We start from the raw sequence: 23798 nt of genomic DNA, 5'->3' as shown, positions 1-23798 counted from the left end.
ACAGCCCCCAAGACTGCTAGATCGAGGCGCCCAGCATGGGCACGAGCGACACCAACAACAGGATGGACATTCCGACGTTGATCGCCCGAAGCGCTCGGGGCGAGCTGAACCACCTGCGCAAGAGCGCTCCGAACATAGCCCAGACACTCACGCAGGGTGCGTTGACCGCCGCGTACACGAGTGCGATGAGCGTAATGCGGGCGATGCTCGGCTCGCCCGGAGCGAAGTTTGCGATCGCGCCGACGGCCATGACCCAGGTTTTGGGGTTTACCCACTGGAACGCAGCGGCGCCGAGAAACGAGAGGGGCTTTGCGCCGGCTCTGCCCTCAGCGGGAGCTCCCGAACGGGCGATCTTGACCGCGAGCCACACCAAGTAGACCGCGCCCAGGATTTTGACGATGGAGTAGGCGGGAGGGAACGCGATGAATACCCCAGCGAGCCCAACGCCCACGGCCCACACCATGACGCCGAAACCAATGGTGATACCCGCGAGGTGGGGCAGGGTGCGTGCGATGCCGTGGGTCATGCCCGATGAGAGCAGCATGAGGTTATTGGGTCCTGGCGTGATCGAGGTGACGAAGGCGTATACGGCAAGCGCGAGTAAGGTTTCGACGGTCATGGCACCTCAGGTTTCTTGTGAATTCGTTTACTGTGGCACTGTTTTCGATACACTCAGGAGTGTCCTATGACACTTTGAGGCGGGGAGGCCCGGGCATGTCGAGTCGATCACCGTGGCAGCCGCGTCTCTCAGAACCAAGCCATGGCAGTGTGTATGAGCGGCTCGCCCAGGCCATGCGCGAGAGCATCGCGGCGAGGGAGCTCGCACCGGGTGATCGCATGCCCTCGCACCGCGAGATCGCAACGCATCTCGGCATTGCGACAGCGACGGTTTCAAAGGCCTTCTCGAGACTCATTGACGAGGGGCACTTAAGCGCCGTGCACGGCAGCGGAACCTTCGTGAGTGACTTCGCCCAGCCTTCCCAGCGAGACGCGGTCATTGACCTCTCGATGAATGTCCCGCCGCCGAATCTCGGCATAGGGCTACTCTCACGAAGTCTCGCGCGCATTCCGCAGGCGTTCACGGGGCAGTCGCTCGCACGGTACACCGACGTCGCGGGGCATGAGCGCCACCGGGAGGCCTTTGCGCACTGGCTCACGTGGCAGGGCGTGCAGGCTTCACGCGACACGGTGCTGCTGAGTCACGGTGCGCAGCACGCCATTTCGCTCGCGCTCCTGGCGGCCTCGGGGCCCGGCGCAACCGTCTGCACCGAGGCGGTGACCTACTCGGGGGCGCTCACTGCGATGCGGCTCAATCGTCAGATTGTCCAGCCGATCCCCGTCGATCGGTACGGCATGCTCCCCGCCGAGCTCGACCGGGCGCTCGGGGCAGCCGTGCGCACCACGCAAGCCCGGCCGATCGTGTACGTCACCCCGACGCTGCATAACCCCACGGGCGCGACGATGAGCCCGGCGAGAAGAGCCGAGATCGTGCGGGTGTGCCGGGAGCACGATGCCGCGATTATCGAAGACGACGTCTACTCGCTCTTTCGCCCGCGTGGCACGGTGCCGCTACAGAGCCTCGCGCCAGAGCGCACCTGGTACGTCAACAGCTTTTCGAAGAGTCTGAGCCCGAGCCTCCGCCTCGGTGTGCTCGTCATTCCAAAGGGAGAAGGGGAGCAGGTTCGTCTGGGGCTCGAGGCCAGCACGGCCGCCGTGAGCCCCATCATCGCCGAGCTCGTTGCGGGGTGGATCGCCGACGGGACCGTCGGCAACGTTGGCCTCGCCATGAGAGCCGAGGCCGAAGAACGGTTGCAGGTCGCCAAGAGACTGACTGGGAACCATATCGAACGGTTGCCGGAATCGGGCTTTCACGTGTGGCTGCCGATGGTACGTGCGAGCGCCCAGGGGGTGCTCGTCGAGGCGGCCAGGGCGGGCGTGCTTGTCACCGCACCCAGCACGCTCGAAGTCGAGCACCAGCCAGAGCATTCAGGGATTCGCCTGTGCCTCGGGGCTGCTTCTCCTGAGCAACTCGAGCGGGCGCTCCAAACACTCGCCACGGTGCTTGCCCGAACTCTCCCGGTATAACCAAAGGGCGGGGCCAGCCGAAGCTGACCCCGCCCTGCGTCTTGCGTGGGGAAGTGCTCTTTACGGAGCCGGATTGATGATGCGGCCCCAGGTGCTCTTGTTGCCCCAGATGTTCTGCCTGAGTCCCTCGAGCTGCAAGATCTGGCTGTGGTCAACGAAGAGGTTGCACTCGTTGCCGTAGTTCTTGATGTACCACTCGAAGACGGGGCCATCGGCCGCCTCAAACATCACGTTCTCGAGACCGAGACCGTTGATGATCGACGCCGCAGCGCCAGTGTCCCATTCGGTCACGTTCTCGGTGATGCCCTCCGACTCGATCATGATGATCGAGGCGCCGGCCTCGAGGGCCTTCTGGCCGCGGTCGATGAGGTCACCGATGTCTTTCTTGCCCTCGGCGGCAAGCTCTGCCTCGCCCGAGTCGCCGCCCGAACCGATCTGCAGGCCGAGCTCTGGCTTCGCCTTGAGCCCCGCCTTCACGACCTTCTCGACGAGCCGCTGCAGGCCCGAGGTGTTGAGCATGATGAAGCCGGTCGAAATCTCGATGACGTCGAAGCCGACCTCCTTCGCCTCCTTGAGGTAATGATCGACGGCGTCGTCGCCATAGCGCAGAACGGTCTCGATCCACCCACCTGAGGAGACGTAGGCGTTGTTCTCGTGAGCGATGTCGCTAAACGCGCGCACCTGCTCGCTCGGGACGAGCGAGAACGATCCGCCTGCCCACTTGATGCCGTCGACCCACTGCCCGGCGACGTCAAACACGTCGTGCAGATGGCGGGTGCCGAAGGTCGAGTAGTAGGGGGCGCGCACCTCGGTCATGCCGAAGCTGCGTGGCTTCTGCGGGCGGTAGGCGCGGGGAATGAAGTTGAATGATACGTCGTGCGGTACTGCATTACTCATGATGAGCTCCTTATCATTGGGGTTGGTCTGTGATGGTTTTGGTGGCTATGCGCGCGAGCGAGAGACCCGGGCGAGCGCTTCTGTGAGCTCTGCGACCCGGTGGTGCTCGAGGTTGTGCACGAGCGCAGCGATCTCGTCGCGCAGGCTCGCGTCGGCAAAGGGCGTCGTGAGCGCATCGAACTTGGCCCGCGCCGCCGCCCAGTCGAGCGGGTTGTCATGAAAACCGTGGTAGCTGTCCTGTGACGAACGGAACACGGTTCCATCGGCGAGTTCGACCTCGAGGTCGGCGGGCATGTGCTGTGGGAACCGATCTGAGAACTCCTGCGTCGGGGTGATCTTGACCCTCGTCATGAGGCTCTGCACGTCGGCCGCGATAATGCGTTCTGCGTCGTACTGCTCGGGGTTCAGTTGACCGTCGAGCAGCACCACGGCGATCATCCACGGCAGCGAGTGATCGGCCTCTTCTTTCGTGCGCACGAGCTGCTTGTCGCCCTCTTCGCCGCCGCCAATGATCGAGTAGGCGACGTCGAAGGTGGTGAGCCGCACCCGCTCGATCGCGTGAGCATTGAAGCCGTCTTGGCGCCGAATATCCTGCGCCGCGTCGAGTGCCGACTGCGAGTGGATCTCGGCGTTGTGCTTCTTGATAATGGTGCGCTTGACGCTCTCAAGGTCTTCCTTGGACCAGTCGATCGAGAAGGGGCCAGCAATCGAGTCTTTGAAGCCCTTGTTGCCCTCGAAGACCTGCTCGGGGCCCGTGATGCCGCGGCTCGCGAGGAGCGCCGCAAAGGTGCCTTCTTTTGACACGTGCGGGTAGGCGAGGCCCTTCCAGTGGCTGAGGTTGCCGGTGCGAGTGACGCGCAGGGCGACGTTTGCGGTGCCGGCTATTGCGACCGCGTTGGCGATCTGCTCAGCGGGCAGGCGCATTGCCTTCGCCGCTGCTGCGGCCGCCGCAAAGGCGCCCTGCGTGGTGTGGTCGAAGCCCTTGGCGCGAACCGGCGCTTCGTCAGAGAGGCGCGTGTGCACCTGGTAGGCGACGGCGAACGCGGTGAGAAACTCGGCGCCGGTCGCGTCGACACTCTCGGCCGCGGCGAGAACCGCACCAAGGTTGTCGGAAGGGTGGTTCGTTTCGCCCTTCGCGAGGTACGAGTCCATGAAGTCGAGGTAGCGGCTGAGTGCGCTATTGAAAAACGCGGCACGCTCTGGGCTCGTTTTACCACCGCCGATGAGGGTTGCGCTTGGCGTGCCCCCAAGGTCGTTGAGCAGGCCGCGAATCGCGACGATGGGCTCGGCATCGAGTGCGCCGATAGCGACCGCGAGAGTGTCGAGCACGCGAATCTTCAGCTGTTCGAGCGCTTCGCTGCTCATTTCGGTGAGGCTCGCGGCCTCGACGTATCGGGCAAGTTGGCTGACTTCAGTCATAGCAAAACTCCTATCATCTGATGTGACTTAGGTAACCCTAATGTCTCATGAAAGTATCTCGACGTCAAGATACTTTTGCTCAGTATTCAGACTCTACTCAGAGTCGTTCGTCGAGAGTAGGGGTGGTTGCCGGCGGCTATTTATCTGGCAAGCAGAAGTGATCACGGGCAATCCTGGCAATTCACTGTGCGTTCATCTGATGTGGGTAATCATTGCCTAACCTTGAGGGTATGCAGTGCAACCATCGCGACCATTCCCTTCACCCCTACGACGAGACCGAGCAACTCGCCTGCGTTCTCGCGGCAGGCGATATCGGCGACCTCGAGGGCCTCAAGCGATGGTGCGCCTCACTGCCAGAGCACACGTACGGTCAAATCTTTATCGAGGTCTTTACCGAGTACCAGATTGAGCACTTCAAGACCCCCGAACACGTGGGATTGACGTGGATCTGCCGAGAGCAACTACGCCCAAGCACGAGGCCGGGCATTGGCATTCCCCGGTGCCAAGCGCTCTCTGAAGCGATTGAGGCCTGGCTTGATGAGTGGATTCGAGCCGACCCGGGCCTGTGGCACTACTCGTTGTGGATGGGGGCTCGCTCAAGCTCGATCATGCGCAGCTACTGGATGAAGCTCGAGAGCGAGCTCAGCGAACTCTGGTCGCATCAGATCGGCTCGTAGCCCACACGAGCAAACACCCGCTCGCACCCCGGTGACCCACGCGCCGGGGTGCGTTTTCTGACGACTCTGCCGAGTCATCACCTCAAGAAAGGTACCTGTGAAGCGCAATCACACTGAATGGAACGGCGGCCTGCAAACCGAGGCCGTGCAACTGTTGGACGAGGGCGGACGGATCGTCGTGTGCCCCACGAAGGTGGGCTACATTATTCTCACCGCCGACCGTGCGGGGCTCGACCGAAAGTTTGCGGTCAAGCAGCGTGCCCTCACGAAGCCCGGCGTTGTTCTTTGCGGATCAATGGACCAGTTGCGTTCGCTCGCGAAGCTCAGCCCCGAGATCGAGCGGTTTTATGAGACCCACTGGGAGCAGGACGTGCTCATGGGGTGCATCTTGCCCTGGTCAGAGGAGGGCAAGCAGTTCTTGCCGAAGGACGGCTCTGAAGAGCTCGTGACCGACGAACGCGGCACGAGCTGTTTCATCATTCGCTTCGGGCGGCCCGGCGAGTACATCGCCAAAGAACTCTGGGATCGCGAGAAGAAGCTCACCTTCGCGAGCTCGGCGAACCCGTCGGGCAAGGGTAATCGCGGCGTGATCGAGGGCATCGGCGAGGCGATCGACACTGAAGCCGATCTCGTCATTGAGGGCGACGACTACGTTCGTTCGATCCAGCCAAACGCGACCCCAGAGACCCGGTACGAGCAGGGCGTCATGGTGTCATTTGTTGATGCCTCGGGCGCTCTCGTTCCCGAGCAGGGAAGTGAGCGTTCGGTGACTCTCGCGCCCACGGTGATCCGCAAAGGGATCGACATCGACAAGATTATGATGAACCTCTCGCAGCAGTTCAACACCTGGGACTATCGCCACGGCGAATACTACTGATCGGTCACACGGGCGCTAGCAGAGGGGGGCCTCGACGCGCCAGAAGCCGTCGGGGCTGCCCTGCGGCGTGAGCGGTTGAAGCCATTCGGTGACGACTTCGAGTACCGCCTCTTCAAACTCGTCGCGGCTCCAGGCTCTCGGTCGTGGCGGCACATCGGGTTGCCAGTCGTACTCGCCCCACTCAACGCCGAAGAGGTTGCGTTCGTCGTCGAACGTGCGGTCAAGCGTGAACGCGTCGCGGCCCTCGAACGTGGCCCACACGTCGAATGGGCCCTCACCGTCTTGACCGACAAAGACGGTGACGGTGATGCCGTCGATGCCCACGCCCTCTGTAGTTGCAGCTCGGTATAAGCGATCGAGCACCTCGGCAACCCGCCGACTGGTTTTGGTCAGGTGCGGCCACACGGCATCGCGGTAGTCGTTGGGATTCACCACACCAGAGTAGTGCGCCCCTCGCGCGTTTCGCTAGGCGCGCTTCGAATCAGGAATGAACCGCTGCTTGGGCTGGCGGTGTGCTTCCGTCTGTGTTGCCGGTACGGGGCCAGCGTTGGTGGGTGCAACGGCGAGGATCCCGAGCGCGAGCGCAATAACGGCGAGGCCGACCCAGCCAGAGGCCGTGAGCCGTTCACCAACGATGACGACCGCGAGAACCGCCGCGATTGCGGGCTCGGTGAGAGTGACCGTGGTCGCGGTGCTTGCGCTGATGCGAACCAGCCCGTACCCAAAGAGAAGGTAGCCAAGAAACATAGGAACCATCGCCATGTAGGCCGCCACGAAGAACGCCTCACGCGTTTCGATGAGTGGAGCGCCGGTCGCGATGAGCACCGGCATGAGCATGAGCCCTCCGAGGCCGAACACTGACCCCATCGATGCGGCGCGCCCGATGCCCTCGTCCATGAGGCGACGGGTGGCCCACGAGTATGTGGCGTACGAGGCGCCCGCGATGAGCCCTAGGAGAATGCCGCCCATCGTGGCAACGCCAGACGCCGCTGGTTCGCTCAGTTTGGCGAGGCACAGCAGCGTACTCCCGGTAATGCCGAGGCCCGCGGCAAGTGACCACCACCGGCTGAGCTGTCGGTCTTCGACGAGACGCTCAAGCAGGCCAGAGGCCAGGGGCGCCGAGGCGAGCGAGACGACCGAGCCGATAGCCACGCCTGCGACATGCATTGAACTGTAGAAGGCAAGCGGATATATCGCCACGGCAGCCCCGCCAAGCGCCACCAGCCCGGCCTTCGGCTTGAGCGCGGGCCAAGCCCTATGCAGTGAGGGAATGGCAATGACGGCCTGCATGAGCCCGCCGATACCGAGGGCGGCAGCCCCGATCGCTAGCGGGCCAGCCGTGGGGGCAAACGTGGCGGCGGTGCCGGTTGTGCCCCAGAGGAACGACGCGATGGTAATGGCCACAATCGCGCTGAGGCGGCCGCCGCGGTTCATTGACCCGCCAGCATCTGCTCAGCGAGGCGACGTGCTCGAATGAGTTTGTCGGTGCTGCCCTCGAGGCCAGCCCGCGTCATTGCACCCTCAAGAAGAAAGGCGCAATGCTCGGCTGCATCGCTGGCATCTGGGTGCTCAAGCGCGTTCAAATGCTCGACGAGGATCGATTCGACCTGCTCTTTGTGGCGTCTCACGGCTTCTCTCCCTGCGGCGTCGACCGGAAGCTCTGCGGCGGCGTTCAGTAGGCCGCAGCCGCGGAAGCCGTGCACGCTGCCCGACTCGGCGTGATCAATGTACGCATCAAAGACCGCGAGCAACCTCTCGGCAGGGGTGCGAGCCTTTGAGAGCCGCGCCTCATACAGCTCAAGCCATTCATCATGGCGTGCGTCAATATAGGCGAGCATCAGCTCCTCTTTTGAAGAGAAGTTGTTGTAAAGGCTTTTGCGGGCAACCCCGGCCTCTGCGGTAATCGCATCGATCCCGGTTGTGTTCATGCCGTTGGCGTAGAACAGTCTGCCTGCGGCCTGCATGAGTTTCTCGCGTGCCGGTGTCGTGGTCGTTCGATGAGTGTTCATGACCCTCCCTGTAGGTAGACCAGTCTACCTACATTGCGGATCGAGACGCCAGCCTTCTCGTGCGATTGGCGATTGGCGGTGGGCGCGTTGGTCGCCCTTCTTGGGGCTCGGATGTTCGATGCTTGCCGGGGGAATGGCGTGGGTTGCTACTCGGGCTTGCGTTTGCGAAAAAGCCATCGGCGCCCGCTTGTGTGTGCGCGGTCACTGTCGCCGGTGTCTTTGGCGGCCTTCAGGGCCTGCTCGGCGCGATGCTCTTTTCGGGTGGCCCAAGCAATGACGGTGTCTTCAACGTCTCGAAGCATCGTGGTCAGGGGAGGCCCCGCTGGTAATTGGTAGCGAGCCCAGATGACGTGCTCGTTAAAGGCTTCGATTTCTCGGCGCACTTCGTGTTCGTTGAGGAGGCGGTCAAGTTTATCGTCGAGCGCGGCGTCTTCGTTACGGAGCTGCACTGACGGCGGCAGCATGACGAGCCCCTCCCGCCTTGCGAGGCGCTTGAGCCACCAGTCTGGGTCGTGGCTGTCTGAAACATCGATGGGTTTGCCGGCCCCGGGGAGGTTGTCGAACTCGCCTCGTTCGATGGCCTTGCGAATCTGCATGTCTGCGATGAGGGCGATCATCGTCTCAGTGTCAAAGGCGAATGCTGCGGGGTTGAAGAAGATGCTCGGGAGTTCGTGCTCGGTCATTGGAACTCCTTCCTCGCTCTTTCCAATACAGGTGTATTATTACATGGATAATGCAGAGGAGTCCAGGTGCCAAAACCGGTTAATCATCATGCGCGGCGTCAGTTGATCGCTCAGGCGCTCTGGCGGGTCGTTGACGAGCAGGGGTGGTCGAAAGCAACCATGCGCGAGGTTGCGCGTGAGGCAGGGGTCTCGCTGGGGCAGCTGCAACACTACTTTTCGTCGCGGGCCCAGATGCTCGCGTTTGGAGTCGAGTGCGCCTCAGAAGAGACCGCGAGACGAGTCGGAGAAGCGCTTGAACAACTCAGCCAGCCGCCGCACCCTCGTGATGTATTGCGTGCCGTTTTGTATGAGATGCTCCCGCTTCACCCCGGGGCACGAGCAACCAGCCGAATGCAGGCAGCATACGTGCTTGAAGCCATGCATGATGGTGCTTTAGCTGAACGGGTGAGTGAGGGCATGCGGGGCGGTAGGGCAATGGTCGAGGAGTGTATTCGCGACGCTGTTCGAATCGGTCACCTTCCTGAAAGCACTGACGTTGCTCTCGAGACAGATCTCGTTCTCGCGTTGACGGGTCTTGGGCCTTTGCTCGAACTGAACGTTATTGAACCCGGCGCGGCTCTCGCGGCAATTGATCGGCATCTTGAGCGGTTGTTTGACCTGAGGCCTTGAGTGGCTCGCTGAAGGATGCTCTTTGGGATGTGTTCTGGGGCCAACACAGCTCAGCCGTTCGAAGTATCTCCGAACGGCTGATCGTGAGCGATGCGTTACTAGCTGTGCTTCCTCTGAGCCCGCCAGACCATGGCCGCGCCCATGAGTAGGAGCAATCCTGGAACCACCCAAGCAGCGGCGGGCACTTCTGATCCAGTTGCGGCGAGTGGAGCGTTTCGGTAGGTGTTGGTTGCGGTGACCTGTAAGGGCTTTTCAGAGTTGATAGTGAAGGCAGTATCGCTGAACTCAACGCCGGTGAAGACATGGCCTGCGAGGCTCGGTACCTTCAGCTCTGTGAGGGTGACTGAGCTGCCAACGGGGAGATCTCTGGGCCCCTTGACGAGCGAGCCGTCGGCGGGAAGTGAGAACTCACGGGTGACTTCTTTCCCGTCGATCATGAGGAGAGCGGTGATCGTGAACTCCGTTCCTTTGGGGAAGTCTTTCGCTGTGGCGCCCTTGAGTATTTTGTGGAGGTCGAAGCCCCCAAGAACGCGGTCGTAGGTGTTTGTTACGATGAGTTCGATGTCGGGGTTGCCGCCTGCCAGAATCGTGATGGATTCGTCAGAGAGATGACTTGCGCTGAAGGTGTATCCCTCTGGCGCTTCTGGCGGTGTTCCTTCTTCGAGGGTCACGACCGTTCCCGCCGGGAGCATGACGCCGGAAGAGACCGGTGTGCCGTCTGCGGGAACATCGATGGTTTCTTCGCCGCCGCTCCAGGTTGCGTGTACCGGGAACGTGGTTCCCTCGGGGAAGTCTCCTGGCTCGATGCCCGAGAGCTCCTTGCGTACGTTGAACGTGCCCACATTATCGACGAAGTTAAGCTGCGTCAGGGTGCGCACCTTTGTTGCACGGCTGCGTTCGAAGGCGGCAAACACTTGGCATGAAGCGTCGTCTGAAGAATGGTTTGCCTGCGCCCAGCTGAGGTACTTCGAGGCTTGAGGTGTTGCGCTGAGCGAGAGGGTGACGTTGCCTGGAGTCGTGCGCTTAATACAGAGGTGCACTTGTTGTGAGGCGTCGGGGTTGGTGCCCTTTACGAGCAGTTGGCGATCAGTCAGGGTCGCCTCTCCTGAGCAAATCTTGACCTCGGCGCCTTCGATTTGGAAGTCAATGGGCTGCTGGAAAACATTGGTAGAAACGACCAGTCTGGCCGTTGCCCCGACTGGTATGTGTGACTGGCCACCTGAGATCGAGAGATCAATCTGGGGTGTTTCTGGGATCGCTTTCAAAATTTCAGCCTGGCGTTCTGGCCCGATGTTTTCGTCGCACCAGGGGCTATTTTCGGCTTCCGCGCTGAAACTGTCATAATCAGAAATGCACCACACCATGAGCTGGCGCGCGTAACGCTCATGCTTATCTCGGTTCGACGTTGTGGTTACATCTGCATGCGGTGGCGGGGTGACCGGCATGTCATTCTGCAGAATGTAGGCGATCACCTTCGACTGGTCGGTGGTTAATTTATCGTTCCCGTCAAGCCATTCCATGGGATCAATCGGGCCAGGGATTTTTTCGCTCTCGAGGCTACCGTCGGGCTTGACGTTCAGGCACGCGTCCTTTTGCATGTCGGTGCAATACATCCACTCTGAGACGGGGCCGCCCGCGGCCTCGACGTATCGAACCCCGCACCCCGGGGCCGTCGCGGCGTCTCCATCGCGCAGACCTTGAGACCCGTAGAGCACGGCGATGCCGCCTGCGTTATAGTTCTCGAGCTGTGCGCCGGTGACAACGAGAGACGCCGGGTCGTCTTCGGAGCCTTCGCACGCCGGCGCGATGAAAGGGTCTGCTTCCGGTGATGGCGGGGTGTCTCCGCGGGTTGGGGGTGACGCAGATTCTGCGTAAGCTGCGACCGCCCCTGAAACCATAAGTCCTGCGACTAGGACAGCGGCTATGCCACCCCGAATTTTTCGCAGCGCACGTATCCCCATAGTGTTTCCCCCTAGAAAATGCTGTAATTTCAACGCTACACGAATTGTTGCGGAGTGCAAGGGGGTGCATTCCATGCGTCTAGGGTGCGTGGAATGATGGTGTCGATGCGGTGAGTGAAACGAAACTTGAGTCCTGTTGCGAGGCAACCATCGGCCAAGAGGGTCATGAACGAAAGGGGTCGAGCGACCCAAACGACCACGAATACCCGTGGCGATCACAGATCGACCGAACCCGCACGGTGTCTCAGCAATCAGCAGAGAAGGGCACGCTGGACATCGCACTGCGTTGTTCAGCGGTATTGATAGCGCCCCCGGCAGGATTCGAACCTGCGACCAATGGATTAGAAGGCCATTGCTCTATCCCCTGAGCTACGGAGGCAACTGAACCAGAATAGCACTGCTTTGCCGTGCCGAAGTCTTGCCTAGTGAGCGCCGCCCGTGAAGCGGTAGGTGAGGTCGCGAATGTCGCGGCCCTTTTCGGTGCCCTTGCGCTCAAAGTTCGTGACGGGTCGGCCTGCGAAGCGTTCGGCCCACTCGCCATCGAAAGCGCGCTCATAACCGGTCGCCGCGTCAAAGACCTCGCGCATCTGGTCGGCGTATTCCTGCCAGTCAGTGGCCATGCGTACGATCCCGGTAGGCTTCAGCACCCGTGAGGCCAGGTCAACGAAAGGCGGTGCGATGAGGCGGCGCTTGTTGTGCCTCGCCTTGTGCCAGGGATCGGGAAAGAAGACGCGAATCTCGTCGACTGAAGTTTCGGGCAGGTAATGCTCAAGCACCTCGGGAGCATTGGCCTCGATAAGGCGCACGTTCGTGAGCTCACGTTTATGGGCGTTGAGCATGGCGCGCGCGAGGCCAGCCTGGTAAACCTCAATGCCAATGAAGTCGTGTTCAGGGTGTTCGGTCGCGGCGTGAATGAGCGCCTCGCCATCGCCGGTACCGATCTCGACCACGAGCGGTGCGGTGCGACCGAAGAGTTCTTCGGGGTTGCGAGGCACACCCTTGGCGACCGTAGTCGCGCCGCCGTCGCGCTGCATTTCAAGCAGGTAATCGCCGGCATATTCTGCCCAGGCGAGCTCTTGCCCGGCGGTCATGCGGCCATTGCGGCGCACGAATGATCGGGGCTGGTTCTGATGCTGGGGCGTAGTGGGCGAAGTATTCATCGAGTCAACGTTACCGTGACTCGGAGCTCAGTGAGGCTAAACTAGCCGGGGCAACACAAACAGAGGGGAACGATGGCGACAACGGCTAAGAAGAAGCTCCCGTTTGAAGTATGGGCGCTCATCGCCGGAGCCTTCACCATCGCTCTCGGGTACGGTGTCGTCGCACCGGTTTTGCCGCAGTTCGCCCAGGAGTTTGGCGTTTCGAGCTTTGCCGCAACCGCCGTGATCTCTTCGTTCGCGCTCTCGAGGCTCATTTTCGCGCCTGTCGCGGGCGGCATCGTCACGAAGCTGGGGGAGCGCACGACGTATGTGACCGGTCTGCTCATCGTGGCCACGATGACTGGCGCAGCCGTGTTTGTTGGGGAATACTGGCAGCTCTTGCTCTCCCGTGGGCTCGCTGGCATCGGTTCATCGATGTTTTCGATTGCCTCGACCGCCCTCATGATCAAGGTTATGCCAGCTGCGCAACGTGGCCAGGTGGCCGGCATGAACTCAGCGGCGTTTTTGCTTGGTAACCTGCTCGGCCCCGTGCTCGGCGCACTCGTCGCAGGGTGGGGGCTACGGGCACCCTTCATTGTCTACTTCTTTACGCTGCTTGCCGCTGCGCTCGTCGTTGGAATCGCGCTGCGCCGCTCAACGAATATTGGCGTAGCAGCTGGTGAACATCTCTTGCCGCCCCAAACCTTCCGGGAGGCATTCCGTGTGCGTCAGTACCGCGGTGCGCTGCTCTCGACGTTCTCGTTTGGCTGGGCGATTTTCGGGGTGCGCATTAGCGCGGTTCCGCTCTTCGTTGCGGGTGCTCTGGGCGGCGGCGGGCGAGAGTCGGGCTGGGTGCTCGCCGCCTATGCTGCAGGCAACGCAGTGTTCGTTATTCCCTCTGGCCGGTGGAACGATAAAATCGGCAGAAAACCGCTGCTCGTTACCGGTTTTGCGCTCAGCACGATTGCCTTCATCGTGTTCCCCCTCACCACATCGATTCCGCTCGCGATGGCGACGCTCGCACTCGCAGGTGTTGCTGCGGCCTGTGCGAACCCGGCACAGCAGGCGGTCATCGCCGACGTTGTCGGGAAACGTGGCGGTGGTCAGGTTGTCGCGGCAGGTCAGATGTCGGCCGACCTGGGCGGCATTCTCGGCCCCCTCATTGCGGGCATCCTCATTGACACCGTGAGCTACCAGGCCGCGTTCTGGCTCACCGCAGTGTTGCTCGGCATCACAACGGTCGTGTGGATCTTTACCCCCGATTCGCGGGTATTGAACGACGCCGATATTACCGCCGAGGCGACGATCGTTTCACCAACCGAGCCTGAGACGGGGCCAATCACGCTCCCACTCGAAGATGAATTGCCTGGTGAGAAGCCCGTAACAGACGACGATCCCGAGCCGCGTTAACCCGCGGTGTTCGTCATCGCGAGCGCGGCCCGCTCGACGTAGTCGCGAAACTGGGTGTCGGCCATGGGCGCGAGGTCAGCCTCGTCGAGGGCGGCATGCATGTGGTGCAGCCAGCGTTCGCGCGCGAGGGTGTTGATCGGGAAGGCGTTGTGACGCATGCGCAGCCGCGGGTGGCCGCGGTGCTCCTGGTAGGTCGTTGGCCCACCCCAGTACTGCTCGAGAAAGGTTTGCAGGCGCCAGATGGCCCCCTCCCAATCGTCTTGAGGATACATGGGGGCAAGAACCGGATCTTCTTTGACGCCGGCATAGAATCGCCGCACGATGCGCTCGAAAGTGGCCGATCCGCCGACCTGCTGCCAGAGCGTGTCGGTCACGGCATTGCCGGTCGCGCCCTCGCGAAGCGTGAGGCGTGGCTTGGGGGTTTCTGGGGTGGTCACGGGGTAGCTCCTGGAAACGTCGGTAGTTCGCTGGCGAGGGTGATGCCATGCTTGTCGAAGAGGCGCACAAGTTCGAGCCGAAGTGCGCGCTGAACGGCCCACTGGGCTTCTGGTCTCGTGCGCATCGCAAGGCGAAGGGTGGCGCGGTCGCCGAACATGCTCTCGACGCCCCATACCTCGGGCTCGCCGATGATCTTTCGCGCGTGTTCGGGCATTTTCATCACCTCACGGGCGGCCTCAAGCGCGACGTTTTCGACGAGATCGAGGTCGTTATGGGCGTCGACCGTGATGTTGATGATGGCGCGGCCCCAACCCTGAGAGCTGTTACCGAGGGTGAGTACCTCACCATTGCGAATGAACCAGAGGGTGCCGTCGACCGCGCGCACCTGTGTCACCCGAATGCCGACGTCTTCGACGGTGCCACTGATCTCACCGATCGTGATCCAATCGCCGACACCTAGTTGGTCTTCACTCACCATGAAGATGCCGTTCAAGAGATCTTTAATGAGGTTTTGCGCGCCAAAAGCCAGCGCCGCGGCAACGATACCTGCCGAGGTGAGGAGCGCGGCAAGGTCAACGCCCAGTTGCCCGAGAATGAGGATGATCGAGATGACACCGATCGTCCACGTGATGATGTGTTTGCCGACCGCTCCGAGCGTTCTCGTGCGCTGAACCGCGCGAGCACTGAGTTTCGGGGCCAGCGATAGCTCCTCGGTGAGGTCGGTCGCTTGCGAGCGCTTCACGCCCTTCACAACGCGGCTCACGACCCTTCGAAGGGTGTGCTGCAACAGCCACCGCAGCACGATTGAGAGCAGGATAATGAGCGCGATGTTAAACGGAACTTTATAGGTGGTGATAAAGCTCTGCAGCGCCTCAAGAATTTCCACTGTGCCTCCTTCGAAACGTCATACGGGTGTGATGAGTGCGTGGGTCGGGCGTGTGGTATCGCCCGACCCACGCATGCGCCCTATGCCTGGGCGTCGCGGGCCTGTGCGTCGAGCGCGCGCTCAACGTCGGCCAGGTGCTCGATCATGAAGCGACGAAGCGCAGGCGCCGCGTCGGGGTTTGCGTCGAGCCATGCGCGCGTTGCCTGCTGCAGTTGAGCGTCTGCGAGGGGGGCAGGGTAGAAGCCCTCGAAGATCTCCTCGCCGATGGCGTAGCTCCGGTCGTTCCACACCGCATCGATCGAGGCGAAGAAGCGCTCGATGAAGGGGCGAAGCAGCTCGGTGTCGTGCACGCGGTTGAAGCCGAGCGCGGCGAAGCGAATCGTGAGGTTCGCTGCCCCCTCGGTCTCGACCATCTGCTGCCAGGTGCTGTCTTTGGCCTCTGCGGTCGGCAGCGCAGCGTGCGCGTAGGCTGCGAATTGCTTGCCGCTTGCCGTGAGGTCGGTGGCGAGTACCTCGTCGATTGCCGAGCCGTCAACGAGACCGGCGGCAGCGAGCGAGATGACGAACTCCCAAGTGAGGTCGGTGTCGACCGTGAGGCCCTCGAGCTTCACGGTGCCATCGAGCAGCGCCTGAATCTTCGCGGTCTCGTCGGGGGTTTCAGCGAGGGAAGAGAACGCCTTGATGAACTGGAACTGTGCATCTGAAGCTGCCTCTGCCGCATTCGCGAGCTCCCAGAGAGCGTCAGCGACGCGCGTGCGGGTCGCCTCTCGCTTCTCGGGCGCGAGGTACGAGTGTGTCGCGGTAAGTAACTGGTTGATAATGTTGCGCAGAATCGTCGAGTTCGTCTCGGCGTGCACGTTCGCGAGCACGATCTCGATGAACTCAGACGCTGACATTTCGGCGTCACGCGTCGTGTCCCAGAGCGAGCCCCACACGAGGCCACGAGCGAGCGAATCTGGCATCGCGGCGAGGTGCTCGCGAACCGTGGCGAGTGAGCGCTCATCAAAGCGGGTCTTCGCGTAGGTGAGATCGTCGTCGTTGAGCAGAATGAGATCTGGCTGCGCAACACCAACGAGCTCGGCGACGCTCGTGCTTTCACCCGCGACATCAAGTTCGACGCGCTTCGTGCGAACGAGCTTGCCTCCCTCAAGCGAGTAGAGGCCAACCGCGAGGCGGTGGGGGCGGATCGTCGGGTAGTCGTCGGTTGCGCTCTGCTCGATCGCAAATGATTCGAAGTTGCCCTGGGCATCGGTCGTGAAGACCGGACGCAGCGTGTTCACGCCCGCGGTCTGCAGCCATGCCTTCGTCCACTCTGCGAGGTCGCGGCCGCTCGTTGCCTCGAGCTCGTGCATGAGGTCGGGCAGCTCGGTGTTGCTGTAGGCGTACTTTTCAAAGTAGTCGTGCACGCCCTTCATGAAGGGCTCACGGCCAACCCAGGCAACGAGCTGCTTGAGCACCGATGCGCCCTTGGCGTAGGTGATGCCGTCGAAGTTCACGAGCACGTCGTTGAGGTCGGCGATGTTGGCCATGATCGGGTGGGTCGATGGCAGCTGGTCCTGGCGGTATGCCCAGGTTTTGCCGCTGCCGACGAAGGTGGTCCAGCCTTCGTTCCACTCGGTTGCCTCAGCGGTCGCGAGCGTTGACATGTACTCGGCGAATGACTCGTTGAGCCACAGGTCGTTCCACCAGCGCATCGTGACGAGGTTGCCGAACCACATGTGAGCGAGCTCGTGCAGAATCGTGACGACACGGCGTTCACGCATCGCGTCGGTGACCTGGCTGCGGAACACGTAGGCTTCGGTGAAGGTTACGGCACCGATGTGTTCCATGGCACCCATGTTGAACTCGGGCACAAAGAGCTGATCGTACTTCTCGAAGGGGTAGGGGTAGTCGAACTCTTTGGCAAAGAAGTCGAAGCCCTTGCGGGTGATGTCAAAAATGTAGTCGTGGTCGAGGTGCTCCGCGAGCGATTCGCGGCAAAAGACGCCGAGCGGAATCGTGCGGCCGTCAGGGTTCGTCAGTTCAGAACGCACCTCGTGGTACGGGCCAGCGACGATCGCGGTGATGTAGCTCGACATGATCGGGGTGGGCGTGAAGTGCCAGGTGGCTACCTCGACGCCGTCAACCTGACCTGCAGCGACTGGCTCTGGTGTCGGCTGTACGCTGACGACCTTCCAGTAAGCGGGGGCCGTCACGGTGAACTGGAACGTGGCCTTGAGGTCTGGCTGCTCGAAGACCGGGTACATGCGACGTGAATCGGGCACCTCGAACTGTGAGTAGAGGTATACCTCGCCGTCGACCGGGTCAACGAAACGGTGCAGGCCCTCGCCGGTGTTCATGTATCGCATGTCTGACACGATCGTGAGCGTGTTCTCAGCGGCGAGACCAGGCAGGGCGATGCGTGAGTCGGCGAAGTGGGTAGCGGGGTCGAGCGATGTGCCGTTGAGCGTGATGCTGTGCACCGCGTCAGCGATGCAGTCGATAAAGGTTTCAGCTCCGGGCGTAGCGGTGAAATGGATGGTTGTATTGGCCCCGAAAAGGGTCTCACCACGGGTGAGGTCGAGCGCGATCTCGTAGGCACTCGTTTGCACCACCGCCGCACGCGACTGGGCTTCGACGTGAGTGAGGTTTTCTCCTGGCATGATGCTCCTTAGAATCTTCTTCACATTGGACGTAACCAGCCTATTCGAGAGAGGGCGAAGTTCGCTGGGTTCGCTGAGGGCGTCCTTGCTTTTACGCTCTCAGCGGTAGACTGTGGGTTATGACTAGTGCAGAGCAACCCCGTGTAGACAGCGTTGAATTTTGGTTCGATCCGGTGTGCCCGTGGGCTTGGATGTCAAGCCGCTGGCTCACTGAGGTGAGTGAGAAACTCGGGCTTAGCGTAGCCTGGCGCCCCTTCAGTCTTGCAATCTTGAATGAGGGCAACGAAGATGACGGCCATCGCGCCGCCTACGTGCGTAGCCTCGTGCTTGGCAAGGCGCTTATTGTGACCGAGCGTGATCACGGGAGCGAGTCCGTGTGGCGGCTCTATACTGAGCTCGGCAACCGCCTGCACCACGACGCTCGTGATGATGAGGCAGTGCTCGCCGAGGCAGTTGCTGCAGCCGGCCTGCCCGAGTCGATCGCAAACATTGCGGGCGACGAGGGTGACACGGCCGAACAGCTCTTGCGTGCAAGCACGGCCGCCGGCATTGAAGCCGTTGGTCCTGGCGTCGGTGTGCCCATTCTCTCGATCAACGGTAAAGCCTTCTTTGGTCCCGTGGTGACCCCTCGCCCGAAGGGGCAGGACGCACTGAACCTGTGGAATGCGGTGTACTACGCGACCCAGACGCCAGGCTTCTACGAGCTGAAGCGTGGCCGCGAGGTTGGGCCCGATTTCAGCTAGCTGATTCGGGTACAGTAGAAGCATTATGCGCATTCATATTGCAACCGATCACGCCGGTCTTGAACTCAGTCAGACGCTTCAGCAGCACCTCACCGAGCAAGGCCATGAGGTCCATGACCACGGCCCCGTCGAATACGATGCGCTCGACGATTACCCGTCGTTTTGCATTAACGCGGCTCTCGCGGTTGCGCGAGACGAAGCGGCGGGCGTCGAGGCGCTGGGCGTCGTCTTTGGAGGATCAGGTAATGGCGAGCAAATGGCAGCGAACAAGGTTCAGGGTATTCGTGCCGCGCTGGTCTGGAACGAGTCGACCGCTGAACTTGCGCGAGAGCACAATAACGCAAATGTGATCTCGATCGGTGCGCGCCAGCACACGGTCGAAGAAGCCATGCGCTTCATTGACCTGTTCATCGCGACGCCGTTTCCCGGCGAGGAGCGCCACGTGCGCCGCATCAATCAGCTGGGCGAGTACGAGCGAACCGGCAAGATCGCCGGCAAGCAGGTTGACGAGCCCGTTTCAGCGTAGGGAGCTTCGGTGCCTGAGGGTCATTCAGTTCATCGCATCACGCGTCAGTTTGCTGCGAACTACGTCGGCACCTCGCCAGAGGTTTCGAGCCCGCAGGGCCGTTTTGCGGGCGGTGCCGAGATCATCTCGGGCCTGCCGATGACCGATGCCCGTGCCGTCGGCAAACAGATGTTTCTCGAGTTTGCCGGCGAGTACTGGCTTCGGGTGCATCTCGGAATGTACGGTGCGTGGGACTTCTCGGGCGACATCGTGGTTCACGAGTCAATTGAGATTCACGGTCAGAAGGCCGCCGTTGACGAGGTCGGCGAAGACTCGGTGACCTCGATCGGGGCACCGAGAAAAACACGCATTCGCATGGCCGAAGAAGACAAAGAGCGCGACGTCGCCTTCGAGTGGCCGCCCGAACCGGTTGGTCAGGTGCGTGTTCGGTTGCTCAACGAGCGCGTGTGCGCCGATCTGCGCGGCCCGACGGCCTGCGAGGTCGTGAGTCCCGAAGAGGTGCGCGCCGTGATGCGACGCTTGGGCCCCGACCCAGCAAACGACAACAGCCCCGAAGAGCAGGCTCGTTTTGTTGACCGCGCGCTCAAGAAGCGCACGCCGATCGGTCTCGTGCTCATGGACCAGTCAATGGTTGCGGGCATCGGCAACGTCTACCGTGCCGAGATGCTGTTTCGCGCGGGCATCGATCCGCACACCCCGTCGAACGAGCTGAGCCGCGAGACCATGCAGGCGCTCTGGGATGACTGGGTGTACCTGCTCGACATCGGCATTCGCGTCGGCCAGATGATCACGATTGACGGGCTCGAGGGCGAGGCCTACGAACGAGCGCTCGTGCACCGAGACGATCGTCACTGGGTCTACAAGCTTGAGGGCACCCCGTGCAAGCGATGCGGCACGAACATCGCACTCGAGGAGTTCGGCGCGCGCAAGCTCTACTGGTGCCCTGGCTGCCAGCACTAGGCTGAGGCGTCACTCAGGGCATCGTCGCGGTTATTCGCCCTGTTGTAGCTCGACGATGCTGATGCGGGTGCGGCGAAGGTCTTCCATAAGGGCTCCGATGAGCACCCAGTGTTCGGCGTTGGGCACGACGATACGGTAGGGAGCCGTGAGCGCTGGAGGCTCAATTACCTCGTCGCTCTCGAGATTAAAGCGGTACCCGACGTGCCTGAGGTCATGCGCGGCCCTGTTGAACTCGTCGGCGAGGCCCTCGACGGCTGGGTCGTTAATAATGTCGGGGTCGTAGCCATCGGCGAGGGCGCGCGACATGCCGAGCACCTGTGTGACGATGTGCTGTAGGCGCTGGAAGAGTTCGTCGTCGGCGAGTAACTGTTCGCGGTAGTGGCGGCTTCTCGGGTTGAGCTTCAGGCTTTCGCGCGCGCTTCTCAGGAGCGTGTGTACCTCGCGGCGCTCTTCCCGGAGGTCGCGCGCCGCCATGAGGAGGTCTTGCATCTCGTCAAAGCTTTGCTTTTTCGTGAGCGAGGTCGCGATGCGGTCGAGTGATTGCGCCGTATGCTCGACGAGTTCGTGCACGGCGATGCTCGCGGGTGAAGTTCGCACTGGCGCGATGAGAAAAGCGTTGACGAGCACACCGATGGCCCCGCCGATCGCGGTCTCGATGATGCGCTCTGCGCCGTAGGCGAGGCTCTCGCCGCCGAGGGCGATGACGAGCATGGCGCTGATCGCGATTTGCGTGGTCGAGGGACCCGTGAGGCGAAAGGCCCAGCCGATAAGGAGCGAGACGAAGATCGCGGCCACGAAGAGCCACGGGGCCTTGCCGAAGAAGATGCTCGCGCTCACCGCGATCGCAACGCCGACCACGACTCCGACAAGTCGCTCGATGCTCTTGTTGAGCGACTGCGAAACGTTGTCTTGCACGCAGATGAGGGCCGCGATGATGCCGAAGATGGGCAGAGCGTCGGGAAACACGAGGATGCACGCGAGCCACGCCAAGAGCGAGGCGATGCCGCTCTTCACGACCTGCAGAAACGGGGTGCGTTCGGTGCGCACGAAGCTTTCGGTGAGCTGCCTACCCGCGCGTGAGAACGACCTGATCATAGAATCCCGTGCTTCTTGAGCTCGTTCATGATGGTCGCGCCATCGGGACCGTAGACCCAAGGAACCCCGCTGACGCTGCGGTGCAGGCGAGCTTTTGATCGCCCACCCTGCAAGACGGCTTCGCCCGTAGATATTTGGCGGATCGCTACCGCCGCAACATTTTCCGGGTGTTGCGACGAGAATTCGTGGTACAGCATCTCGTCGTGCTGGCCGTCGTCGCCAATGAGTACCCACTTGGTTGATGGGAACTCTTCGATGAGCCGCAGTAGCTCGCGTCGTTTGTGCTGCTGGCCGCTCCTGAAGAAGCGGTCGTGCGTGGGCCCCCAGTCGGTGAGGAGCAGCGGCCCGACGGGGTAGAGGTTGCGTGCGAGAAATCGGCTGAGTGCCGGCGCCGCGTTCCATGCACCGGTCGAGAGGTAGACAATGGGTGAACCCTCGTGCCGCTCGATGAGCGTCTGGAGCAACACGGGCATGCCAGGGGTCGCGGTGCGCGCTTGTTCGTCAACCACGAAGGTGTTCCACGCGGCCACGAGGGGACGGGGGAGGGCGGTCTTTAAAATGGTGTCGTCAACGTCCGAAATCACGCCAAATTTCGCGCGAGGATCGACGATGAGCACGTTTGTCTCGGCAATGTCTTCGTCTTCGGCGCGAAGGCCGAGCGTGTGCCAGCCTGGGGTCAAGGAAACATCGACTTTGGCGTCGACTACACCACCGTCATCGGCAGCGACCGTCGTGACTAGCCTGCCGTCGAGATAAACCTCCACTTGTTGGCGAGGCACTGCAACACTCGTGAAGGTTCGCCACCCTCGAACCTTCGAAATCTGAACGAGATCTGTGCGGCCAAGGTCTTCGGTTACGGCCTTCGGCTTGAGGTATAAGACGCGACCGAGCACGCGCACCCACTCAGTTGAGCCATACCCGATATATGGAATGACCGATGGTGCTTTACCGCGCTTTGTCGCCCTATTTGTGCGCTGCTGATGAATCCACCCCTCGCATTTTGCCGCGATTGCGCGCAGGGAAGACGGGGTTGGTGGGTTAAGAGTCACAAGCCCATTCTACCCGTGTTGGTTCGCGCGAACGCCGCGAATCCGGTAAGCTTGAAAGTGACCAGTAGACGCTGGTAGATCCGCGAGGAATAACATCCTCTCACGGATCTCACTGATGGGGGTGCTTCCTCTAAAGAAATCTGTTGGGCGCACTCCTGAAATGGACCTGGAGTGTTCTATGGACGAGTTCTTTGATCCGCTGTCCCTAGCGCGTTGGCAATTTGGTTTGACGACGCTCTACCACTTTATTTTTGTCCCGTTGACCATCGGCATGGCTCTGCTCGTAGCGATTCTGCAGACCGCTTGGGTACGAACGGGTAAAGTCAAATACCTTCGCCTCACGAAGCTCTTTGGCAAGATCTTCCTTATTAACTTCGCGATGGGCGTCGTAACCGGCATCGTGCAGGAGTTCCAGTTCGGCATGAACTGGTCGAACTACTCGCGTTTTAACGGTGACATCTTCGGTGCGCCACTCGCGATGGAGGGGCTCATCGCCTTCTTCTTTGAGGCGACCTTCATCGGTCTCTGGATCTTTGGCTGGGACAAGCTCCCGAAGAAGATTCACGCCGCCACGATTTGGTGCGTGTGGATCGGCACTGTGCTGAGCGCGTACTTCATTCTTGCCGCGAACGCATTTATGCAGAACCCCGATGGCTTCGTCATTAATGAGGAGCGCGGCCGTGCCGAGCTCGAAAGCATCTCGGCTGTGCTCTTGAACCCCGTCGCGGTGAACCAGTTCGTGCACACGATCTTCGCGTCGCTCATGTTCGCCGCAACGGTGGTGGTCGCGATCGCCGCATGGCACCTCGCCCGCAAGCAGCACAAGGAAGACATGACGACGGCACTGCGCTTTGGCGCGGTCGTGAACATTATCGCGTTCATGGGCGTTGGCCTCTCGGGTCACTCGCTCGGCATTACGATGACTGAGACGCAGCCCATGAAGATGGCGGCCGCCGAGGCGATGTACGAGACGGCGAGCGGTAAAGACGCTTCATTCTCACTCTTCAGCATCGGTACCCCTGACGGTGAGCACGAGATCTTCTCGGTGCGCATCCCGTACCTCGCTTCGTTCCTCGCAACGAACTCGTTTGACGGTGAGGTCGAGGGCATCCGTGACCTGCAGGCCGAATACACTGAGAAGTACTGTGGCGATGAGAACTCGCTGCTGACGTGCCCCGAGAGCGGCAGCTTCGTTCCGACGGTGTGGATCACCTACTGGTCGTTCCGATGGATGATTGGCCTTGGTGGCCTGTCGATGATCGTGAGTGCCGTTGGCCTCTGGCTGACGCGTAAACGCGCCGAGCTTCCTGCCTGGACGTGGAAGGTCGCTGTCTGGACCGCTCCGCTGCCACTGCTCGCCTCGCTCGTCGGCTGGGTCTTCACCGAGATGGGCCGCCAGCCCTGGATCGTATTCGGTGTCATGACGACCGAGCAGGGCGTCTCGCCCGGAGTACCAGGTTGGGCCGTCTTTACCTCGATGATTGTCTTCACCCTGTTGTACGGTGGTCTTGCCGTCGTCGAGTTCTGGCTCATCAGAAAGGCCGCGAAAGAAGGCCCACCGCAGATCGAAGAACCTGAAGACGGTTCAGAGATCGACGTCAGCAAGCACGCCACGGTGTACTAGGGAAGGATC

23 protein-coding genes and 1 tRNA gene are annotated in these 23798 nt (G+C 61.5%); 9 read left to right on the top strand and 15 right to left on the bottom strand.

What is annotated here, in order from left to right:
• Window positions 1-16: 16 nt before the first annotated feature.
• Window positions 17-619 (bottom strand): LysE family translocator, encoded by a 603-nt coding sequence (locus JSO19_RS01040; RefSeq protein ID WP_270909192.1) that lies wholly within the window; start codon window positions 617-619, stop codon window positions 17-19.
• A gap of 95 nt (window positions 620-714) precedes the next feature.
• On the opposite strand from JSO19_RS01040, the gene JSO19_RS01035 reads away from it, so the two are divergent.
• Complete coding sequence (locus tag JSO19_RS01035) at window positions 715-2085, top strand: aminotransferase-like domain-containing protein (protein WP_270909191.1); 1371 nt, start codon at window positions 715-717, stop codon at window positions 2083-2085.
• Between the two features lie 60 nt (window positions 2086-2145).
• On the opposite strand, the gene JSO19_RS01030 is transcribed toward JSO19_RS01035, so the two are convergent.
• Window positions 2146-2982, bottom strand: coding sequence for a phosphosulfolactate synthase (locus JSO19_RS01030; protein WP_270909190.1), 837 nt, complete (start codon window positions 2980-2982; stop codon window positions 2146-2148).
• Window positions 2983-3027: 45 nt separating this feature from the next.
• Window positions 3028-4401 carry an MmgE/PrpD family protein gene (locus JSO19_RS01025; RefSeq protein ID WP_270909189.1) on the bottom strand — a complete coding sequence of 458 codons (1374 nt, stop codon included), beginning with the start codon at window positions 4399-4401 and terminating at the stop codon, window positions 3028-3030.
• 230 nt (window positions 4402-4631) lie between these two features.
• On the opposite strand from JSO19_RS01025, the gene JSO19_RS01020 reads away from it, so the two are divergent.
• Both JSO19_RS01020 and JSO19_RS01015 read left to right on the top strand, forming a co-directional pair.
• Entirely contained in the window at window positions 4632-5078 is a 447-nt protein-coding gene (locus JSO19_RS01020) for a hypothetical protein (protein WP_270909188.1), read from the top strand.
• A 97-nt stretch (window positions 5079-5175) separates the two neighbouring features.
• Window positions 5176-5955: a Sua5/YciO/YrdC/YwlC family protein gene (locus tag JSO19_RS01015; RefSeq protein WP_270909187.1), complete on the top strand. Its 780-nt coding sequence runs from the start codon at window positions 5176-5178 to the stop codon at window positions 5953-5955.
• 15 nt (window positions 5956-5970) lie between these two features.
• Here the strand turns inward: JSO19_RS01015 and JSO19_RS01010 are convergent, their stop codons facing one another.
• The 4 genes from JSO19_RS01010 to JSO19_RS00995 all read right to left on the bottom strand — a co-directional run bounded on the left by JSO19_RS01010 (window position 5971) and on the right by JSO19_RS00995 (window position 8647).
• Window positions 5971-6387 (bottom strand): DUF6389 family protein, encoded by a 417-nt coding sequence (locus tag JSO19_RS01010; protein ID WP_270909186.1) that lies wholly within the window; start codon window positions 6385-6387, stop codon window positions 5971-5973.
• 33 nt (window positions 6388-6420) lie between these two features.
• Window positions 6421-7389, bottom strand: coding sequence for a DMT family transporter (locus JSO19_RS01005; protein ID WP_270909185.1), 969 nt, complete (start codon window positions 7387-7389; stop codon window positions 6421-6423).
• Entirely contained in the window at window positions 7386-7964 is a 579-nt protein-coding gene (locus tag JSO19_RS01000) for a TetR/AcrR family transcriptional regulator (RefSeq protein WP_270909184.1), read from the bottom strand. The genes JSO19_RS01005 and JSO19_RS01000 overlap by 4 nt, the downstream gene beginning before the upstream one ends.
• Before the next feature lie 146 nt (window positions 7965-8110).
• The gene (locus JSO19_RS00995) at window positions 8111-8647 is read right to left on the bottom strand and encodes a J-domain-containing protein (protein WP_270909183.1); all 537 of its coding nucleotides are present in this window, start codon (window positions 8645-8647) and stop codon (window positions 8111-8113) included.
• A 66-nt stretch (window positions 8648-8713) separates the two neighbouring features.
• Between JSO19_RS00995 and JSO19_RS00990 the strand changes: the two genes are divergently transcribed.
• Window positions 8714-9316 carry a TetR/AcrR family transcriptional regulator gene (locus tag JSO19_RS00990; RefSeq protein WP_270909182.1) on the top strand — a complete coding sequence of 201 codons (603 nt, stop codon included), beginning with the start codon at window positions 8714-8716 and terminating at the stop codon, window positions 9314-9316.
• A 98-nt stretch (window positions 9317-9414) separates the two neighbouring features.
• Here JSO19_RS00990 and JSO19_RS00985 read toward each other — a convergent pair whose 3' ends face one another.
• The 3 genes from JSO19_RS00985 to trmB all read right to left on the bottom strand — a co-directional run bounded on the left by JSO19_RS00985 (window position 9415) and on the right by trmB (window position 12437).
• A complete protein-coding gene (locus JSO19_RS00985) occupies window positions 9415-11214 on the bottom strand; it encodes a DUF5979 domain-containing protein (RefSeq protein WP_270909181.1) in 1800 nt (599 codons plus the stop codon).
• Between the two features lie 369 nt (window positions 11215-11583).
• A tRNA-Arg gene (locus JSO19_RS00980) sits at window positions 11584-11656 on the bottom strand.
• A 43-nt stretch (window positions 11657-11699) separates the two neighbouring features.
• Window positions 11700-12437, bottom strand: coding sequence for a tRNA (guanosine(46)-N7)-methyltransferase TrmB (trmB, locus tag JSO19_RS00975; RefSeq protein WP_270909180.1), 738 nt, complete (start codon window positions 12435-12437; stop codon window positions 11700-11702).
• 72 nt (window positions 12438-12509) lie between these two features.
• On the opposite strand from trmB, the gene JSO19_RS00970 reads away from it, so the two are divergent.
• Window positions 12510-13826 (top strand): MFS transporter, encoded by a 1317-nt coding sequence (locus JSO19_RS00970; protein WP_270909179.1) that lies wholly within the window; start codon window positions 12510-12512, stop codon window positions 13824-13826.
• On the opposite strand, the gene JSO19_RS00965 is transcribed toward JSO19_RS00970, so the two are convergent.
• The 3 genes from JSO19_RS00965 to pepN all read right to left on the bottom strand — a co-directional run bounded on the left by JSO19_RS00965 (window position 13823) and on the right by pepN (window position 17792).
• Window positions 13823-14263, bottom strand: a complete 441-nt coding sequence (locus JSO19_RS00965) for a globin (RefSeq protein ID WP_270909178.1) — start codon at window positions 14261-14263, stop codon at window positions 13823-13825. The genes JSO19_RS00970 and JSO19_RS00965 overlap by 4 nt on opposite strands.
• Window positions 14260-15150: a mechanosensitive ion channel family protein gene (locus JSO19_RS00960; RefSeq protein WP_270909177.1), complete on the bottom strand. Its 891-nt coding sequence runs from the start codon at window positions 15148-15150 to the stop codon at window positions 14260-14262. Before JSO19_RS00960 ends, JSO19_RS00965 begins: the two co-directional genes overlap by 4 nt.
• A gap of 80 nt (window positions 15151-15230) precedes the next feature.
• Complete coding sequence (pepN, locus tag JSO19_RS00955) at window positions 15231-17792, bottom strand: aminopeptidase N (protein WP_270909176.1); 2562 nt, start codon at window positions 17790-17792, stop codon at window positions 15231-15233.
• Between the two features lie 119 nt (window positions 17793-17911).
• On the opposite strand from pepN, the gene JSO19_RS00950 reads away from it, so the two are divergent.
• Genes JSO19_RS00950 through JSO19_RS00940 form a run of 3 tightly spaced genes read left to right on the top strand, consistent with a single transcriptional unit; the run spans window position 17912 to window position 20021 of the window.
• Entirely contained in the window at window positions 17912-18535 is a 624-nt protein-coding gene (locus JSO19_RS00950) for a DsbA family protein (protein WP_270909175.1), read from the top strand.
• Between the two features lie 25 nt (window positions 18536-18560).
• On the top strand, window positions 18561-19061 hold the full coding sequence (locus JSO19_RS00945; protein WP_270909174.1) for a ribose-5-phosphate isomerase: 501 nt from the start codon (window positions 18561-18563) through the stop codon (window positions 19059-19061).
• Between the two features lie 9 nt (window positions 19062-19070).
• Window positions 19071-20021 carry an Fpg/Nei family DNA glycosylase gene (locus JSO19_RS00940; protein ID WP_270909173.1) on the top strand — a complete coding sequence of 317 codons (951 nt, stop codon included), beginning with the start codon at window positions 19071-19073 and terminating at the stop codon, window positions 20019-20021.
• A gap of 30 nt (window positions 20022-20051) precedes the next feature.
• Here the strand turns inward: JSO19_RS00940 and JSO19_RS00935 are convergent, their stop codons facing one another.
• Window positions 20052-21116 carry an FUSC family protein gene (locus JSO19_RS00935; RefSeq protein WP_270909172.1) on the bottom strand — a complete coding sequence of 355 codons (1065 nt, stop codon included), beginning with the start codon at window positions 21114-21116 and terminating at the stop codon, window positions 20052-20054.
• Complete coding sequence (locus tag JSO19_RS00930) at window positions 21113-22165, bottom strand: App1 family protein (protein ID WP_270909171.1); 1053 nt, start codon at window positions 22163-22165, stop codon at window positions 21113-21115. Before JSO19_RS00930 ends, JSO19_RS00935 begins: the two co-directional genes overlap by 4 nt.
• A 178-nt stretch (window positions 22166-22343) precedes the next feature.
• Here JSO19_RS00930 and JSO19_RS00925 point away from each other — a divergent pair, with 178 nt between their 5' ends.
• Complete coding sequence (locus JSO19_RS00925; RefSeq protein ID WP_270909170.1) at window positions 22344-23789, top strand: cytochrome ubiquinol oxidase subunit I; 1446 nt, start codon at window positions 22344-22346, stop codon at window positions 23787-23789.
• The last annotated feature ends 9 nt before the right edge of the window (window positions 23790-23798 follow it).

Source organism: Leucobacter sp. UCMA 4100 (genome assembly GCF_027853335.1).
In the GTDB taxonomy this organism is placed as follows: Bacteria; Actinomycetota; Actinomycetes; order Actinomycetales; family Microbacteriaceae; genus Leucobacter_A.
Note: the sequence above shows the minus strand (reverse complement) of the source record. Positions and strands in the feature narration are given on the sequence as shown.

Excerpts from the sequence above, each read along its gene's own strand:
- JSO19_RS00935 (WP_270909172.1), bottom strand. The coding sequence starts at position 21,116 with ATGATCAGGTCGTTCTCACGCGCGGGTAGGCAGCTCACCGAAAGCTTC.
- JSO19_RS01040 (WP_270909192.1), bottom strand. The coding sequence starts at position 619 with ATGACCGTCGAAACCTTACTCGCGCTTGCCGTATACGCCTTCGTCACC.
- JSO19_RS01030 (WP_270909190.1), bottom strand. The coding sequence starts at position 2,982 with ATGAGTAATGCAGTACCGCACGACGTATCATTCAACTTCATTCCCCGC.
- JSO19_RS00945 (WP_270909174.1), top strand. The coding sequence starts at position 18,561 with ATGCGCATTCATATTGCAACCGATCACGCCGGTCTTGAACTCAGTCAG.
- JSO19_RS01000 (WP_270909184.1), bottom strand. The coding sequence starts at position 7,964 with ATGAACACTCATCGAACGACCACGACACCGGCACGCGAGAAACTCATG.
- JSO19_RS01035 (WP_270909191.1), top strand. The coding sequence starts at position 715 with ATGTCGAGTCGATCACCGTGGCAGCCGCGTCTCTCAGAACCAAGCCAT.
- JSO19_RS01020 (WP_270909188.1), top strand. The coding sequence starts at position 4,632 with ATGCAGTGCAACCATCGCGACCATTCCCTTCACCCCTACGACGAGACC.
- JSO19_RS00995 (WP_270909183.1), bottom strand. The coding sequence starts at position 8,647 with ATGACCGAGCACGAACTCCCGAGCATCTTCTTCAACCCCGCAGCATTC.
- trmB (WP_270909180.1), bottom strand. The coding sequence starts at position 12,437 with ATGAATACTTCGCCCACTACGCCCCAGCATCAGAACCAGCCCCGATCA.
- pepN (WP_270909176.1), bottom strand. The coding sequence starts at position 17,792 with ATGCCAGGAGAAAACCTCACTCACGTCGAAGCCCAGTCGCGTGCGGCG.
- JSO19_RS00985 (WP_270909181.1), bottom strand. The coding sequence starts at position 11,214 with ATGGTTTCAGGGGCGGTCGCAGCTTACGCAGAATCTGCGTCACCCCCA.
- JSO19_RS01025 (WP_270909189.1), bottom strand. The coding sequence starts at position 4,401 with ATGACTGAAGTCAGCCAACTTGCCCGATACGTCGAGGCCGCGAGCCTC.
- JSO19_RS00925 (WP_270909170.1), top strand. The coding sequence starts at position 22,344 with ATGGACGAGTTCTTTGATCCGCTGTCCCTAGCGCGTTGGCAATTTGGT.
- JSO19_RS00970 (WP_270909179.1), top strand. The coding sequence starts at position 12,510 with ATGGCGACAACGGCTAAGAAGAAGCTCCCGTTTGAAGTATGGGCGCTC.
- JSO19_RS00950 (WP_270909175.1), top strand. The coding sequence starts at position 17,912 with ATGACTAGTGCAGAGCAACCCCGTGTAGACAGCGTTGAATTTTGGTTC.
- JSO19_RS01005 (WP_270909185.1), bottom strand. The coding sequence starts at position 7,389 with ATGAACCGCGGCGGCCGCCTCAGCGCGATTGTGGCCATTACCATCGCG.